The organism is Jatrophihabitans cynanchi, assembly GCF_027247405.1.
GTDB classification, from domain to species: Bacteria; Actinomycetota; Actinomycetes; order Mycobacteriales; family Jatrophihabitantaceae; genus Jatrophihabitans_B; species Jatrophihabitans_B cynanchi.
Map to the genome: position 1 here is coordinate 1,617,443 of NZ_CP097463.1, position 16,784 is coordinate 1,634,226.

14 protein-coding genes are annotated in these 16,784 nt (G+C 68.7%); 13 read left to right on the forward strand and 1 reads right to left on the reverse strand.

Features of this window, described 5'->3' with window-relative positions:
• The first annotated feature begins 123 nt into the window (after nt 1–123).
• Together M6B22_RS07795 and M6B22_RS07800 are read left to right on the forward strand one after the other, a co-directional pair.
• Entirely contained in the window at nt 124–837 is a 714-nt protein-coding gene (locus M6B22_RS07795; RefSeq protein ID WP_269445202.1) for a hypothetical protein, read from the forward strand.
• A 290-nt stretch (nt 838–1,127) separates the two neighbouring features.
• A complete protein-coding gene (locus tag M6B22_RS07800) occupies nt 1,128–2,576 on the forward strand; it encodes an HNH endonuclease signature motif containing protein (protein WP_269445203.1) in 1,449 nt (482 codons plus the stop codon).
• Between the two features lie 3 nt (nt 2,577–2,579).
• Here M6B22_RS07800 and M6B22_RS07805 read toward each other — a convergent pair whose 3' ends face one another.
• The gene (locus M6B22_RS07805; RefSeq protein WP_269445204.1) at nt 2,580–4,814 is read right to left on the reverse strand and encodes a putative bifunctional diguanylate cyclase/phosphodiesterase; all 2,235 of its coding nucleotides are present in this window, start codon (nt 4,812–4,814) and stop codon (nt 2,580–2,582) included.
• A 149-nt stretch (nt 4,815–4,963) separates the two neighbouring features.
• Here M6B22_RS07805 and M6B22_RS07810 point away from each other — a divergent pair, with 149 nt between their 5' ends.
• From M6B22_RS07810 to M6B22_RS07860, 11 genes are all read left to right on the forward strand, one after another.
• Nucleotides 4,964–7,369, forward strand: a complete 2,406-nt coding sequence (locus M6B22_RS07810) for a putative bifunctional diguanylate cyclase/phosphodiesterase (RefSeq protein ID WP_269445205.1) — start codon at nt 4,964–4,966, stop codon at nt 7,367–7,369.
• Nucleotides 7,370–7,494: 125 nt separating this feature from the next.
• The gene (locus M6B22_RS07815; RefSeq protein ID WP_269445206.1) at nt 7,495–7,944 is read left to right on the forward strand and encodes a prepilin-type N-terminal cleavage/methylation domain-containing protein; all 450 of its coding nucleotides are present in this window, start codon (nt 7,495–7,497) and stop codon (nt 7,942–7,944) included.
• Between the two features lie 114 nt (nt 7,945–8,058).
• Nucleotides 8,059–8,499 (forward strand): prepilin-type N-terminal cleavage/methylation domain-containing protein, encoded by a 441-nt coding sequence (locus tag M6B22_RS07820; protein ID WP_269445207.1) that lies wholly within the window; start codon nt 8,059–8,061, stop codon nt 8,497–8,499.
• An 89-nt stretch (nt 8,500–8,588) separates the two neighbouring features.
• Nucleotides 8,589–9,023, forward strand: coding sequence for a prepilin-type N-terminal cleavage/methylation domain-containing protein (locus M6B22_RS07825; RefSeq protein ID WP_269445208.1), 435 nt, complete (start codon nt 8,589–8,591; stop codon nt 9,021–9,023).
• Between the two features lie 45 nt (nt 9,024–9,068).
• Nucleotides 9,069–9,860: a prepilin peptidase gene (locus M6B22_RS07830; RefSeq protein WP_269445209.1), complete on the forward strand. Its 792-nt coding sequence runs from the start codon at nt 9,069–9,071 to the stop codon at nt 9,858–9,860.
• Between the two features lie 15 nt (nt 9,861–9,875).
• Nucleotides 9,876–10,958: a type IV pilus assembly protein PilM gene (pilM, locus tag M6B22_RS07835; protein WP_269445210.1), complete on the forward strand. Its 1,083-nt coding sequence runs from the start codon at nt 9,876–9,878 to the stop codon at nt 10,956–10,958.
• Nucleotides 10,959–11,004: 46 nt separating this feature from the next.
• A complete protein-coding gene (locus M6B22_RS07840; RefSeq protein WP_269445211.1) occupies nt 11,005–11,694 on the forward strand; it encodes a hypothetical protein in 690 nt (229 codons plus the stop codon).
• Nucleotides 11,694–12,344: a hypothetical protein gene (locus M6B22_RS07845; RefSeq protein ID WP_269445212.1), complete on the forward strand. Its 651-nt coding sequence runs from the start codon at nt 11,694–11,696 to the stop codon at nt 12,342–12,344. Before M6B22_RS07840 ends, M6B22_RS07845 begins: the two co-directional genes overlap by 1 nt.
• Nucleotides 12,345–12,351: 7 nt before the next feature.
• On the forward strand, nt 12,352–14,598 hold the full coding sequence (locus tag M6B22_RS07850) for a putative Ig domain-containing protein (RefSeq protein WP_269445213.1): 2,247 nt from the start codon (nt 12,352–12,354) through the stop codon (nt 14,596–14,598).
• Nucleotides 14,595–15,191: a PulJ/GspJ family protein gene (locus tag M6B22_RS07855; RefSeq protein WP_269445214.1), complete on the forward strand. Its 597-nt coding sequence runs from the start codon at nt 14,595–14,597 to the stop codon at nt 15,189–15,191. The genes M6B22_RS07850 and M6B22_RS07855 overlap by 4 nt, the downstream gene beginning before the upstream one ends.
• Nucleotides 15,188–16,750: an RICIN domain-containing protein gene (locus tag M6B22_RS07860; RefSeq protein WP_269445215.1), complete on the forward strand. Its 1,563-nt coding sequence runs from the start codon at nt 15,188–15,190 to the stop codon at nt 16,748–16,750. The genes M6B22_RS07855 and M6B22_RS07860 overlap by 4 nt, the downstream gene beginning before the upstream one ends.
• Nucleotides 16,751–16,784: the final 34 nt, after the last annotated feature.

Below are 16,784 nucleotides of genomic sequence, written 5' to 3' on the forward strand. Positions count from 1 at the left end.
ACGAACCGGCCCGATGATCGAGACTTTCCCCAGATCAACTCCGCGTGTAAGATCCTCGTGAACTTGCGCCGGAGTGGCGCGTAGGGTGCAGGCCGTTCGCGGTCTGCAGGAGGTGGGGACCTCGTGCACCAGCAGTTGCGGCTCGTCCTGTCGCTGTCCGGACCGATCCGGGACGCGATCTTCGAGGAGGAAGCGGCCATCTTCGCGCGCACGTACGGCGTGGACCGGGCCGATCACATCGCCGAGTTCGCGCCGTTCGAGAGCGCGTCGGTATTCCTCGCCGTGCTCAACGGGCGCGACGACGTACTCGGGTTCATGCGGATCGTCACGCCCGGCCCGACCGGGTTGAAGACGCTCGTCGAGGCCGGCGGGCCGCCCTGGTGGATCGACGGCGGCCGGGCAGCGCGCGCAGCCGGCATCGACCCCGAGGACACCTGGGACGTGGCGACACTCGGCGTGCCGCGCGGTGCCGGATCCAAACGCATGATGATCACCGCCGCGCTCTACCACGGCCTGGTCATCGCGGCCCGCGAGAACCACGTCCGCTCGCTGCTGATGACGGTCGACGAACGGGTCCGCGCAATCCTCTCCGTCATGGGACTCACCACGTTCGCGCTGCCCGGCGCGAAGCCGGGACCGTTCTGCGGGTCCCCCGCGAGCACCCCGGTCTGGGCGCACTGCGCGCAGATGCTGGACGGGCAGCGGCGCAACAACCCCGAGGCGTACCGGCTCATCGCGCAGGGCATCGGCCTGGACGGCATCTCGGTGCCCACCGCCGACCAGTTCGCGCTGCCGTACGCGGGCGTCGCGATGATGAGCGGTGCCGTCCCCGCCTGACCCGAACTGACGCCATTCGTTGAGTGGCGGGTTATCAGTTGAGTGGCGGGCAACAGGTCGCCACTCAAGGTGCAAGTCGCCACTCAGTGTTGAGTAACGGCGAGGCGAACGAGGGCGTCGCGCTTGAGTCGGCTCGCGCTGCTGGTCGGCTCGCGGTGCTTCGATCGCGTTTCGGTGGTGAATTGCGCCTGGTATGGCTGCGCTGACTCTGTCGAAATATGCCGATAAAATAAGGCGAAAGTCTCGACGATTACCTTGACTTGTCGGTCGCGTACTGTAGAATCAGACGCATGGGCGAATCAGATCAGATCGTGGTCGACCGGATCACCGTCGACCTGGTCGACCCCGCCCTGTACACCCCGCTCCCCACTGCGTCGGACGTGCTGCACCGGCCCGATCAGGTCGCCGAAGCCGCCACCGTGCTCACCCCGTCCGGAGCGGTACTGACCGCGATGGAATCACTGTTACCCACGCGGCTGTCGGGCACCGGCTTGATCGACGCGCTGGCGGCGTGTGACCGGTTGCGGGCGCTGGTCGACGCCAAGCAGGTGGAACTGCTGGCCGAACTGCGTGATCGCGACTCCGACGGCACCCAGTTCCTGCAGGACGAGGTCGGCTGCGCGCTGCACCTGGCGCCGGGCACCGCCCACGAGCGCCTGCAGTCGGCCAGCGAGCTGACCGGGCGGCTGTGGGACACGTTCGAGCTGATGCGCGGCGGCTACCTGTCCGCGGTACACGCCAGGATTCTCGCGGCCGCCTGCGCGGACCTGCCCGACGCGATCGTGGCGAAGGTGCAGGCCCAGGTGCTCAAGCGGGCGCCGGGGCAGACACCCGGTGAGTTCCGCGCCTCGGTCCGCCGCGCGATCGCCAAACATGATGCGAAGTCGCAGGCCGAGAAGCACCGGCAGGCTGCTGAGCAGCGGCATGTGCGCAAGGAACACGTGGACGATGGGATGGGCTGGTTGAACCTGTTCGCGCCGACCGACGGCATCGAAACGGTGTGGACCGCCGTCAACGCCTGGGGACAGCGAACCAGCCGCGACGATACCCGCACCGCGGACCAGCGGCGTGCCGACGCACTGGTGGAGATCTGCGCCGCCGCGCTGGCGATGCCCGGCGTGCCGGTCGAGCACGGGCTACGGCCGACCGTGAACGTCACCCTCGCCGCCTCCACCCTCGCCGGACAGGACGACCAACCCGGGTATGTGAACGGGGAACCCGTCCCCGCAGATGTCGCCCGCCGGATGGCGAACCAGCCCGGCGCCCGTTACCACTACTGGCCTGTCGATCAGGCGGGTCGGCTCCTCGACCAGACCTGCCCCCAGACGCCCAACGCAGCCCACGCACCCTCGACGTCAACCGGGCCGGTGATCGACAGCAGCCTGATCACCGACCGCTACCAGCCCACCACCGCGATCACCCGGCACGTCATCACCCGCGACCAACACTGCGTCATGCCCGGCTGCCGACGCAGAGCCCACACCTGCGAACTGGATCACCGCACACCCTGGCCCGACGGCCCCACCAGCGTGACCAACCTCGAACCCCTCTGCACAAGGCACCACGACCTCAAACACCACGCCCGCTGGACCCTCACCCGCACCCCCGACGGCACCTACCACTGGACCTCGGCAACCCGACACCACTACCACTACCGACCACCCGAACTACCCGTACCCCAACCCGAACCACCGAAGCAGACCGGACCCGACCCCAACGACCAACCACCGCCCTACTGATCGCTAGTCGGCCGGCCAGAACGACGACGCGCGCGACGCGATCCACTCCGGTACCGCCTCCGGCGGCATCGGCCGGGCCAGGTGATAGCCCTGCAGCACGTCCGCGCCCATGGCGACAAGTGCGGCCGACGTCGCGCCGTTCTCCACGCCTTCGCCCACGACGCGCAACTCGAGTGCGTGGGCCATGTGCAGCGTCGACTCCACGATCATCCGGCTGCGACGGTCACTTACCATCGCCGAGATGAACGAGCGATCCAACTTCAGCTCGTCCAGCGGCAGGTCCCGCAGGTAGGCGAGCGACGAGAACCCGGTGCCGTAGTCGTCGATCGAGATGCCCAGGCCGAGCCGCCGGAGCTTGTACAGCGTGGCGCGGGTCCGCTCGGGGTCGGCGAGGAACGAGTCCTCGGTGACCTCGATCGTGAACGAGGACAGCTCGACCGCGCCGTCCAGCGCCTCGCGCTCCAGCCGCCGGCTGAATACGCCGCTGAGCAGTTCCGGCGCGGCGCAGTTCAGCGACACGCGCACATCCATGCCATCGGCCTGCCAGCGGTGCAGATCCGCGACAGCCCGGGCGGCCACGGCCTCGGACACCGCGGCCATCAGCCCGGTCTGGCGAGCCAGCGGAAGGAACGCGACCGGTGGGATCAGGCCCTGAGTCGGATGCTGCCAGCGCACCAGTGCCTCGAGCCCGTACACCTCCAGCGTGCTCGCGTGCACCTGCGGCTGGTACCAGAGCACCATCTGGCCGGACACGATCCCGTGCCGCAGTTCCTCGGCGAGCTGCAACTTCGCTCGCGAGTGCTCGTCGTGAGCCGGGTCGTACAGCAGGGCACCGGCCCCACTCGTCTTCGCCTGGTACATCGCGACGTCCGCACGCCGCATCAGCGCCACGCTCTCCTTGTCACTCGGCTCGCGCACCGCGACGCCGGCGGCGGCGTCGACCACGAGCTCGAGGCCCTCGACGTACGTCGGTTGCGACAACGCCGCGCGCGCCCGCTGCGCGATCTCCAGGACAGCGATCGGGTCGTCGTCGGACACGGTGAGCGCGAACTCGTCGCCGCCGAAGCGAGCGACCTGGATGCTCTGCGGCAAGGCCTCACGCATCCGGCGGGCGCAGATGGCCAGCACCCGGTCACCGGTCAGGTGTCCCAGGGCGTCGTTGATCTCCTTGAATCCGTTGAGATCCATGAGCACCAGGCTGAGCGGACGGTTGGCCGCGATGTGCTCGTCGACGCGCGCGAGCACCGCGCGACGGTTCGGCAGCAACGTCAGGTCATCCGTGCGCGCCAGCGCGAACGCCTCGGCGGCATCGCGGGCCTCGCGCAGCGCCAGCACCAGCCGGCCACCCGCTGCCAGCAGGGTCACCGCTCCCGGGATGACGACGTACGGGGCGATCGCACCACCCGGGTGCACCGCGAGCACGACCACCGCGGCGACCGCAGCGCACATCAGGACCGGACCCGGCACCGCGCGCGAGGCGGGCAGCGGCGCGTCCGGGCGCAGTCGGCACGCGGCACCGATGATCAACGCGAAGCCCGCGCCCCAGAGCAGTGCGGTGAGCCGCGTCGTCCCGACGTTGCCCAGGGTGACGTTGCCCACGAACGTCGTGTCCGCCGCGGCCATCGCAAGAAAGCCCAGGGCGAGAGCACCGGTCAGGCGCGAGCGCGAGCGCACCCGCAGCGCCACCTGCCCGATGACGAGCAGCGCGAGCACCAGATCGGTGACCGGATACAGCAGGGCAATCAGTAGCGGAGCGCCGCCGCCGAAGCGGTTTGCAAGCGGAGTCAGCAGCAGCACGCTCGCCACCGAGGCGCTGCCGCCACACAGCACAGCCACCTCCAACCAGGTGCTGACCGCATGTCCCGCGCGATGCTCGGTGTCCATCAGCAGGTACAGGACGAACGCCAGATAGGCCACCAGGAACAGCAACTCGCCGGCGGACAGGTGCCGTCCCGACGCAGGCACGGTCGCCCCGGCCACGAACGCCGATTCGGCTGCCCAGACGATCAGACCGACAAGCAGCAGGCGCAAGGCAGAACGACGCCGGGTGCGTCGGCGCAGCGCCAGGACCAGCCGCACACACAGCACCAGGAAGAACACGACCAGGGTCGTGAACAGCACCCCGCGGTTCGGCTCGGCCGCCGCGCCACGGACGAAGAGGTCGACCAGCAGGCCGCCCGCCATCACCGCCCACGCGGCCACGCCGAGCACACGGTCCAGCTTGGGCGTGCCGTCCATGGGAATGGCTGTCCTTCGGGTGGGCGTTCGCGGGCGGTTGAGTCGTCCCCTTCTCAATCGGCCGCCGACGGCGAACCTTGACCGCTCAGGTCGGCGAGCACCGCGCCGATTGGGTCGCAGACCTCACATCAGAGCCCGGAGGTGTGGCAATGAGCTCGACGCCCGCCGTGCAGACGCCGCGCCCCGTCGCCTCGGTGGCGACGGACACGGCGCGACGGGCGCTGCCCGCGGCATCGCGGGCGCAGCCGTGGATCGCACCGGCCCTGGCCATGCTGGCAGTCTGCGTTCTCGGCATCGTCCAGCTGCGCTCCGGCGAGCACGTCCGGCTCTACCTCGACGACCTGGCGCAGTTGGCGGCTCCGGCGCTCGCGGCCGCGTGCGCGACCTGGGCCGCGCTGCGGCACCGCAACCGGCTACGCGCGGCCTGGGCACTCATCGCGCTCGCCTCCGGCGGGTGGGCAGGTGGGCAGCTGATCTGGTGCTGGTACGAACTCGTCCTCGGCAGTGAGACACCCTTCCCGTCCATCGCCGACGCGGGCTACCTCACCTTCGCTGCCGGCTCAGCGGTGGGTCTGCTGCTGTTTCCCGCACTGCGCGGACGCCATGGCCGGATGCGCTGGTTCCTGGACTCGTGCACGCTCGTGTGCGCCCTGTTCGCGGTGTCGTGGTCGACCTCGCTCGGCGCCGTGGCCCACGCGGGCGGCGACGGCACGTTCGCGTTCGCCGTGTCACTCGCCTATCCCATCGGCGACATCCTCGTGCTGAGCATGGCACTGTCGGCACTCTGCCGCCCGGGCGCCCGGATCCGCGAGCTCGCCCTGCTCAGCGTCGCGATGATCGCGATGGCCGTCGCCGACAGCGCCTTCACCTATTTGAACGCCATCGACGCCTACCGCACCGGCGGTCTGCTCGACCTCGGCTGGGTCGTGGCGTTCGTCCTGCTCGCCGTCGCCGGCTGGAACGCCGCGAGCAGCGCGCGCCGCGCTGCGGCACCGGCCGATTCCGGCACCCGTCCGGCGGCGGTGACGATGCTGCCGTACCTGCCGCTGATCGTGGCCGCCGCCGTGCTTGCCGTCCGCTACGGCATGGGGAAGGCGCCGGACGGTGTGGAGCTGGGCAGCATGTCCATCGCGCTCGGACTGCTGTTGCTGCGCCAGTACCTCACCGTGCGTGAGAACCGCGATCTGATCGACACGCTCGCGGCGCGTGAAGCGCAGCTGCACCGCCAGGCGTTCCACGACCTGCTCACCGGCCTGGCGAACCGCGCGCTGTTCAGCGACCGCGTGCACCACGCGCTCGAGCTGCACAGGCGCGACAGCCGCCCGCTCGCCGTCCTGTTCTGCGACCTCGACGACTTCAAGATGGTCAACGACACCCTCGGCCACGGAGCCGGCGACGAGTTGCTCAAGCAGGTCGCCGTCCGGCTGCGTGAGCTGCTGCGCCCCGGCGACACGGTGGCGCGCCTCGGCGGCGACGAGTTCGCAGTGCTGCTCGAGCACGGCAACGGCGCGATCGCGGTGGCCGAACGGCTCGTCGACTGCTTCAGCCAGCCGGTCGACGTCGCCGACCTGTCGCTCACGGTGCGAGCGAGCATCGGGCTTGCCGAACTGGGCCCGACCGACCTGACACCCACCGCAGACGAACTGTTGGCTCACGCCGACATCGCGATGTACGCGGCCAAGCGGGCCGGCAAGGGTCGGCTGGCGCGCTGGCACGCCGGCATGACCCCGCCGAACGCCGACGACCTGCGACTGCGTCAACCGCTGACCGCCGCGGTGACCGATCGCCGGATCGAGTTCGCCTACCAGCCGATCGTCCGGCTCGCCGACGGAAGCGTGCTCGGCTACGAGGCGCTCGCGCGCTGGTCCGTTGCCGGACAGCCGATCAGCCCGGCCCGCTTCATCCCGGTCGCCCAGCGGGCCGGACTGCTCGGCCAGCTGACCGAGCAGGTTCTCGACGATGCGACCGCACAGCTGAGTCAGTGGTCGCGCCGGCTCGGCCACGACCGGCTGCGGATCGGGGTCAACGTCCCGGCGATGCTGATGACCGATCCCGCCCTGCCCGCCCTCGTCGCCCGTGTCGTGGACCGCAACCGGCTGCAGCCCGCACAGCTCGTCATCGAGATCACCGAGGATGCGCTGGTCGAGGACTTCGAAGCCGCGCGCCGCGTCGCGCTGCTGCTGCGCGACGTCGGCGCCCGGTTGTGCATCGACGACTTCGGCAAGGGGTACTCCTCGCTGGTGCGCCTGCAGCAGATCCCGTTGCAGTCCCTGAAAATCGACAAAAGCTTCATCCAGGACATCGACCGCGAGCCGGAAGCCGAACGGTTCGCGGCCGCGCTGATCGCGCTCGCCGGCGACCTCGGCCTGGACGTGGTGGCTGAGGGCATCGAGCGCGCGCCACAGGCCGCGCTATTGCGCCGGCTCGGCTCAACCTTCGGCCAAGGCTTCCTGTTCGCGCGGCCCAAGTTCGCCGGCCAGATCGACCCCCGCACGAACTATGCCGATTCGGGCGATTGCGCGGCGCCGCGCGCCGAGGTCCCGGTCGACGCCTAGCACATCCAGAAATTGTTGTGCGGCTTCGCTCTCAACTTCTTGAGACTTACGCCGATTTCACGTCCCGAGGGACACCAGATTCGGCACCTCCTCGCCGAGCCCCGACACGAGCCAAGGAGGCTCTTATGTTCAATCGTCTGGCAAAGCTCCGCGAGGAGCGCGCCCAGGGTGAGAAGGGCTTCACCCTGATCGAGCTGCTGGTGGTCGTCGTGATCATCGGCATCCTGATCGCGATCGCCATCCCGCTGTACCTGAACTACCAGAAGGGCGCCAAGAACAAGTCCGCAGAGTCGGACGTGCGCAACGCGGTCTCCACCGTCGAGCAGTGCATCTCGGACGGTGGCAGTGTTCCGGCTGCGGCGGCTGTTACCGGCAGCGGCACGAAGGGCGCTGACCTCGTGTTCACCTGCGGGGCAAGCGGCACGCAGACGGCCAAGGTCGGCTCGGACAACACGCTGACCTACACGCCCGGCACCGACACCTACAAGCTCGTCGCGGCGAGCAGCGGTGGCGGAAAGAGCTACTGCTACAACAGCTCAGTCGGCGGGTCGGTCAAGGAAGGCACCACCTGCTAGTCGGTTGGGAGGGGAGCGCCCTTGCGCCCCCTCCCAACGTTCGACACCACGTCGGTCAGAGGCACACACCGCGCAAGAACCCGATTCACACATCAGAGCCAAGGAGGCTCCCCCATGTTCAACCGTCTGGCAAAGCTCCGCGAGGAGCGCGCCCAGGGTGAGAAGGGCTTCACCCTGATCGAGCTGCTGGTGGTCGTCGTGATCATCGGCATCCTGATCGCGATCGCCATCCCGCTCTACCTGAACTACCAGAAGGGCGCCAAGAACAAGTCCGCAGAGTCGGACACTCGCAACGCCGTCTCCGCGGTCGAGCAGTGCATCGCCGACAGCGGCAGCGTTCCCGCATCCGCCGCGGGAAGTGCCACTAAGGGTGCCGACCTGGTCTTCAACTGCCCCGATGCTGCCAACCAGCAGAAGGCGAAGGTCGGCTCGGACAACACCCTGACCTACACCGCTGTCGGTACCACGTCCTACACCCTCAAGGGCACGAGCGGTGGCGGCGGAAAGAGCTACTGCTACGACAGCTCGGCCGGCGGTTCCGTAGCGGAGTGCTGATCGACGAATCACGTCGCTGGTGGGGCGCACGCTCGTGCGCCTCACCAGTTCCGTGGACAGAGCGGACAACGGTGAACCGGAGGAAATCGATGAGCAAGGACCGCGTGGCGCACGATCGGGGCTTCACCCTGATCGAACTGCTCGTTGTAGTCGTGATCATCGGAGTACTCATCGCCATCGCGATCCCGCTCTATTTGAACTACCGCAAGAACGCGACGGACAAGGCGGCGCAGTCCGACCTGCGCAATGCAGTGGTCACACTCGAGCATTGCCGCAGCAACAACAACGGATACCCGTCCGACCTCGGCCCCCGGGCCGGCGACGCTTACGCATCCCTGACCGGCTGCTCTGACGCGCGGATCAACCTTTCTGGCAAGACAACGCTGATCTATACCGCCTTCGCGGAGGACCACCTGAGCACCTGCAGTTCCGCACCATGCGAGACGTACTCCCTCACTGCCACGGACACCGATGGCGGCAAGACTTTCAGCTACCAAAGCTGGACCGCAGGCTCGATCACTTGAACGTCGCAGTAACGACGTCGGAACGACTGAACAGAAGGAGTTGACATGCCGATCCTGATTGCCGCTGTGGCGCTGCTCGGCCTTGCTGTCGGCTCCTTCCTCAACGTCGTCATCCACCGGGTGCCGCGCCATGAGTCGCTGGTCAGCCCCGGGTCGCACTGCCCGCAGTGCGATCACGCCGTTCGCACCAGGCACAACGTGCCCGTCTTCGGCTGGCTGCTGCTGCGCGGCCGCTGCGCCGACTGCGACGCCCCGATCAGCGCGCGCTACCCCATCGTCGAGGCGGCCACCGCGGTCCTGTTCGTAGCGGTCACCGTTCAGGTCGCACACCTCGGCTTGCTCGCGGCGCTGCCGGCCTACCTGTTCTTCACCGCAGTCGGCGTCGCGTTGACCGCGATCGACCTGGACACCATGCGGCTGCCGAACGCGATCGTCTTCCCGTCCTACGTCATGCTCGCCGCGTTGCTCACGCTCGCGTCGCTGCTGCACGACGGACCGACGCCCCTGCTGCGCGCCTTGATCGGCGCCGCAGCACTGTTCACCTTCTTCCTCGCGCTCGCCCTCGTCTACCCGACCGGCATGGGCTTCGGCGACGTCAAGCTCGCCGGCGTCGTCGGCGCTGCACTGGGCTTCCTGTCCTACCCGGCCGTGATCGTCGGCGCCTTCGCCGCGTTCGCGATGGGCGCGTGCGTCGGCATCTGCATGCTGATCACGCGCCGTGCGCGGCGCACCACGGCTTTGCCGTTCGGCCCGTTCCTCGTGGCCGGAGCGCTGCTCGCCCTGTTCGCCAGCGCACCCATCGCCGACTTCTACACCGGACTCGTCCAGCGAGCCTGACCAGATGGAGACACCATGAAGCACCGCCAGGTCGGCCTCAACAAGGTCGGGGTCATCAACTCCGACGGCCACGCCATCGGCATCGACATCGGCGCCACCGCGGTCCGCGCCGCAGTGCTCGCGCCGGGCACCCTGGACGGCCGGCCCTCGGTCACGGTCCACGGTCTCGGCCACGCCGACCTGCCGCAGGGCACCGTCGTCAACGGTGTCGTCGCCGACAAGGACGCGCTCACCGCAGCGCTCAAGCGGATCTGGCAGGAGAACAAGTTCGAGTGCCGCAACGTGATCCTCGGCGTCGCCAGCCAGCAGGTGCTGGTCCGCGACATGCAGATGCCCAACGTGAGCGCCGAGAAGCAGGCAAAAGCGCTGCCGTTCCTCGCGCGGGACGTGATCGCCCTGCCGATGGACCAGGTGATCCTGGACTTCGCGCCGCTCGCCGAGCCCGAGCCGGGTGCCGAGACGATCGCCGGCCTGCTGCTGGTCAGCCCCCGACAGCCTGTCCTGGCGGCGGTCCACGCGGCCGAGGCTGCCGGCCTGCGTGTCGCGCGCGTCGACCTGTCGTCGTTCGCGGCGCTGCGCGCGATCGCCGACGAGCACCTGTCCACCGAGGCCGTGGTCGATCTCGGTGCACACCTGAGCACGATCGTCATCCACCACCTGGGCGTGCCCCGACTGGTCCGTACCCTCAGCCGCGGTTCGAACGAGCTCAACGACAAGCTGATCGAGAGCCTCAGCCTCAGCCCGCAGGATGCAGAGGCGGCCAAGCGGCAGAACGGGTTGAGCGGCCCGAATGCCGATGTCGCCCGCGTGCTGAACGCGGCGATCCGTCCGCTGCTCGCCGAGATCCGGACGTCGGCCGGGTACTTCCGCTCCACCAACGACGTCGGCCCCATCGAGCGCATCTCACTGGCCGGCGGCGGCGCCCAACTGTTCGGACTCGCCCAGCTCATCGAGTCCGAGATGAGCATCCCCACCCGCGTCGTCAGCCCGTCCCAGCACATCCGCAACCGGCTCGCGTCCAAGCACGTGCGCGAGGACATCGGCGAGGCGGCCGCAACCGCAGTCGCGGTCGGCCTGGCGATGGGAGCAGCAGCGTGATCACCCCGAGACACTCGCCCCGCTCGCCGATTGGAGGGGACCCCAGATGACCGCAGTACTCAGCAGCAGCAGCGCGCCCCGGGTCTGGAACGCCATGCCCGGCTGGGGAATCGCCGCCGATCTCACCCCGCCCGAACTGGTCGCGATGCGCCGCCTGCGGACGTTGCGCAAGCTCATCGCCGGCGGCCTCGGGTTCGTCATCGTGCTGTGCATCGCGGGCTATGCGTACGCGTGGAACCAGCACTCGGACGCTTCGAGCGCGCGCGACAACGCCACGGCGCACAACAGCCAGTTGACTGCGCAGCAGAACCGCTACTCCGGCGTCACCCAGATCGAGGGCGCGGTGTCCAGCGTGCAGGGGCAGATCAGCAGCCTGATGAAGACCGACGTCGACGTCACCAAGTTCGTCACCGCGGTGCGCGGCGCGTTGCCCGGGACGATGGCGATCACCCAGTTCGGCATCACCTTCAACGCCGCCAACGCGGCCGCCGGCGTGCCGCAGGTGGTCGGCGGCAGCACGGTCATCGGCAAGGCGACGCTGTCCGGCACCGGGCGGACGCTGAGCGACCTGTCCACCTTCCTCGACAAGCTCGGCGCGATTCCCGGAATCGTGAACCTGGTCCCGGGCAGCAACGCGGCCGGCGAGCACGGAGCGACCCAGTTCAGCCTGACATTCGATCTGACCGATGCGCTCTACAGCCACCGGTATGACGCGTCCAAGGCCGGAGGCAAGTGATGACCCCCTTGCAGGACCGTCGAGTCTGGATCGGCGGCGGACTGATCGCCGCGTTCCTGGTCGCGATAGCCGGCTGGTTCTTCGCGATCAGCCCGGAGCTGTCCTCGGCCGACTCGCTGCGCAGTGAGACGGCCAACACCGAGATGCTCAACATCAGCGCGCAGGCCAAGCTGAACGCGCTGAAGAACAAGAGCGAGCACAAGGACGAACTGGTGTCCTCGCTGCGGTCCGCCCTCGCCGCCCTGCCTGCGGACAGCGGCCTGCCGGACCTCACCCGGCAGGTCAGCGCGCAGGCGAGCGCGACGCACGTGACGCTGACCAGCATCACCGTCGGCGCGACGACCGCGGTCGGGGCGCCCGCGGGCGCACCGGCGAACGTCACGAGCGGCGGGCTGAGCGCGACTGCGATCACGCTGAGCACGAACGGAACCCTGGCGCAGCAGGTCGCCTTCCTGCACGCCGTGCAGGTCGACGGCCCGCGCCGTGCCCTGGTCACGTCGGTCCAGCTGACGCCCAGTTCGGACGCGGGTTCCGGATCGGTCGACGGCGCATCCACCTGGACGATCCAGCTCTCCGTGTTCTCGCAGCCGCAGACCGCCCAGCAGCGCGCCCAGCTGGACAAGCTGCTCGCCGGCAACCTGACCCGATAGGACTGTGATGGCCGCCCGGCTCTCGCTCCGCAGCCTCCTCGCCCGACGCCGCCGCGCGTCGGACGAGGACGGCTTCGTGCTGCTCGAGTCGATCGTGGCCATCAGCATCATCACCATCATCATGAGCGCCCTCGGTGTGATGTTCCTGGGCACGATGGCGTCGGCCAACCAGCAGCGCGCCAAGCAGGGCGCCATCCAGGTGGCCGACTCCACGCTGGAAACGCTGCGCGGCCTGCACCCGTCCAGCCTGATATCCGGACGTGACCAGTCGAGCGTCAGCGCGCAGTTCGGCGCCGCCACCACGCTGGTCGCACCGTGGCTCGCGACCATGGACCAGGCCTACGACACGGCAGCCGCTGCCGGCAGTGGCGCGACTGCAAAGGTGCCCACCAGCCCGACCACAGTGAAGCCCAACACGATCAGCTACGCCGTCAACCAGTACCTCGGCTCGTGCTACCTGAACACCGACGTCACGAACAGCAACTGCGTCCCCAAGGCACAGGCACCGGCCGGCGCGGCAGAGTTCGTGCGCGCGGTCATCGCGGTGTCCTGGACCGGTGCGCACTGCAACCTGGCCAGCTGCAGCTACGTCACCGCCACCTTGCTGAGCCCGATGAGTGACCCGGTGTTCAAGCTGAACCAGCCGCTGCCGGCAGCTCCGGTCCTTGCCAGCAGCACCACGCTCAGCTACGCCGTGGGCGACGACGTCCTGGCAGATCCCTCCGCCCAGCTCACGGTCGCGAGCGGCGGCGTCCCTCAGTTCTTCTGGGCGATCACGTCCGGTGCACTACCCACCGGCGTGACCATGAGCACGCTCGGCCAGCTCTCCGGCTCGCCGGATCTGAGCACGGCGAACAAGACGTTCACGATGACCGTCAAGATCACCGACGCGTTCCTGCGTTCGGACACCGGCACGCTCGTCATCAAGGTGCTTCCGCCGCTGGTGGCCACCTGCCCGGCGAACCAGTCGGCCTTCTACAACGAGTCGGTCGGCACCGTCTCGGCCACCGCCACCGGAGGCACCGGCACCGGGTACACGTGGAGCGACCCGGGCACGAGCCTGCCGCCCGGCCTGAGCATCTCCTCGGCCGGCGCGATCACCGGCAAGCCGACGACCGTGGGCACCTACCCCGTCACCGTCAAGGTCGCCGACTCGAGCGGCACCCGCACCAAGACCTGCTCGTTCCAGTGGACGGTCAACTACCGCCCGCTCGGCGTCACCAACCCGGGTCCACAGGTCAGCACCGTGGGCGCTGCGCCAAGTCCCGCCGTGCAACTGCTAGCCAGCGGCGGATCCGGCCAGTACACCTGGACGGCCACCGGGCTGCCCGCCGGACTGAGCCTGACGAGCGGCGGGCTGATCACCGGTGCCGCGACCACGGTGGGCACCACGTCGGTCACCGCCACCGTCACGGACACCAAGGCGGGCTTCACCCAGCAGCTGACCTTCGCCTGGACGGTGGCCGCCAAGCCGACCGTCAAGGCGATCGCCGACCAGACCTCGACGCAGACCGGCACCGTCACCGTGCCCGTGACCACCACATGCGACAACACCCCGTGCACCTACACGTTGAACAACGCGCCCGCCGGTTTGACCGCGACCGCCTCCGCGATCGGCGGCACGATCACCGGCGCTGCCGGCAGCTACTCCAGCGTCACCCTCACCGTGAAGGACGCGGACGGCGTGAGCGTGACCTCCCCGCCGTTCAGCTGGACGGTCAACCCCGCGCCGTCGATCACCGACCCCGGTGACCAGGAGGTGGCGCCGAACGGCACGGTCGGCCTGACCCTGTCGACAGCCGGCGGAACCGGTGGGCTGACCCTCACCGCGTCCGGACTGCCCACCTGGCTGTCGATGGACGCTACCGGGAAGTTCACCGGCACCGCCCCCGCCACCCGGGGCGCTGCCGGCACGGTGATCGTGAAGGCCACCGACTCGCTCGGGGTCAGCGCCAGCATCTCGATCAAGTGGTACGTCGACGACCTGAAATGGACGACCATTCCGGACCAGAGCACCCAGCACAGCACGAGCAGGACGACCAGGAGCGGCTCGCTCAGCCTGTCCGGTTATGTCCTCGGCGGCTCGGGCACCAAGTCGTACGCCCTGGTCAGCCCGCCGGCCTGGATGTCCTTGAGCGGATCGACGATCTCCGTCACCGCACCGACGTCAACGACGTCCAAGACCATCACCGTGAAAGTCGGTGACGGCACCGGCTACTCGGTGACGACCAGCTTCACCTGGACGATCACATGACCGGGCTGCGCCGCCGGCTGGCGGAGGACGAGCGCGGCACGACCATGATGGAGATGGTCGTGGGCATGACGATCCTGGCGATCTTCATGTCCATGTTCACCACCGCGATCTTCATGATGACGCGCACCGCGAACAAGGTGCAGTCGGTGACCGGCACCGCGAGCCAGGTCAACCAGGCCTTCCTCAAGCTGGACAAGCTGGTGCGCTACTCCTCCGCGGTCAGCACGCCAGGCACCGGGACGTCCGGCGACAAGTACGTCGAACTGCGTTTCACCAACACCGGCAGCGAGAGCTGCACCCAGCTGCGCTTCGACGGTCCCACGCAGCAGCTGCAACAGCGCAGCTGGACGGTGAACTCCAGCGGCAACGCCTCGACCGCCTCGGCGTGGCTGCCGATGGCCAGCAGCATCGCCACCGGTTCCTTCACCCAGCCGGCAGATCCTGCCGCGCTCTATCAGCAGCTGACCGTGAGCGTCAGCGCCACGACCGGATCGACGCAGCCCAGCACCACGACGAGCGCGATGACCTTCACCGCACTCAACAGCAACCTCAGCCAGACCGGCTCGGTCTGCGGGCAGCAGGGGCGGCCATGATCACGCGCAGACTCCGCGCCCGCCTGGCACGCGGCGGCGAGGACCGGGGCTCGATGGCGATGGTGTTCCTGGTCATCATCGTCGGCGTCGCGCTCGGTGGACTGCTGCTGCCGGTGATCATCTCGCAGACCCGCAGCACGACGTTCGACTCCACTCGCATCCGCTCGCTGGACGCGGCCCAGGCCGGCATCGACATGGTCGTCGGGCAGATCCGCAGCACCAGCGGCGGCGGCACCTACGGCGATCCGGGGCTGCTGCCGTGCGGCCCGATCGCGGGCACGGTTACCGGCACCAACCCGGGCAGCTACACCACGACCGTCGCGTACTACAAGATCGACCCGATCGCCAACCCGGGCGCGACGAAGATGATCTGCGCGCCGAACTACGGGCCGTACGACCCGGTGACCAACACCCGGACGCCGAAGTTCGCGCTGATCACCTCCTCCGGCGTCGCGGGCGCGATCGGCAACGGCGGCAGCGCGGGACGAACCCTGGTCACCACCTACGTGTTCAAGACCGACGACACGAACGTGTCCGGCGGCGTCATCCGGATCTTCCCGGACAGCAGTGGCATGCAGTACTGCATGGACGCCGGCAGCAACCCGGTGGCCGGCAGTCAGATCCGGCTGCAGGTGTGCAGCACGGCGAACCCGCCCGCCGCGCAGCAGGTGTTCGCCTACCGCACCGACCTGAGCATCCAGCTCGTCTCCAGCGCAGCCGGCGGCAATGTCGGTCTGTGCCTGGACGCCAAGACCCCGCACAGCAACGGGTACCCGCTGTACCTCGACACCTGCGCGCCACTTGGCTCGGCCACCTATGACCAGGAGTGGAGCGTTGACGACAACGCGCACCTGGAGGGCGCCAAGTCCGACAAGAGCGGGCTGGACGGGTACTGCATCAACGTCGCCGCGCAGTCGGCCGGCCAGGCGCTCACCCTGCAGGGTTGCACCGGCGGCACGACGTCCACCACCCAGACCTGGGTGCCCGACCCGCGCGCCGGCGCCGGCATGGCCGGGGCGAAGTACAAGCAACTGGTGAACTTCCTGAAGTTCGGCAACTGCCTGGACGTCACCGGCCAGAACACCGGTGCGGCCTACCTGATCCTGTACACCTGCAAGCAGAACCCCAACCCCACCAGCGTCACCTGGAACCAGATCTTCACGCCGACCCCGGCACTCGGAACCAAGCCCACCGTGACCGAGCTGATCACCGCCGGCAGCGACAACAAGAAGTACTGCCTGAAGAGCCCGTTCACGCTCGGCGGCTACGTCACGGTGACCACCAGCGGCTGCACCGGCAAGCCTGCGACCGACCCGTCCAACCTGGTCTGGACGGTCAACCAGGTCCAGGACGCGACCGGCGCCGATCTCTCGTACGACCTGAAGTACACGATCAAGGACTACAACGGCAACTGTCTGGGCCTAGGGGCGAGCAACGACCTGCACGACGGGCAGTATCCGAAGGTGGTCGTGACCACCTGCGACGGCTCGACCTCGCAGAAGTGGAACGCCGACCCGAGCCTGTCCGACTTCGGCCTGCAGAACACCTCGGAGAAGTAGCACCTTCCGCGCCACCATCACGCCGGCGGCGCTC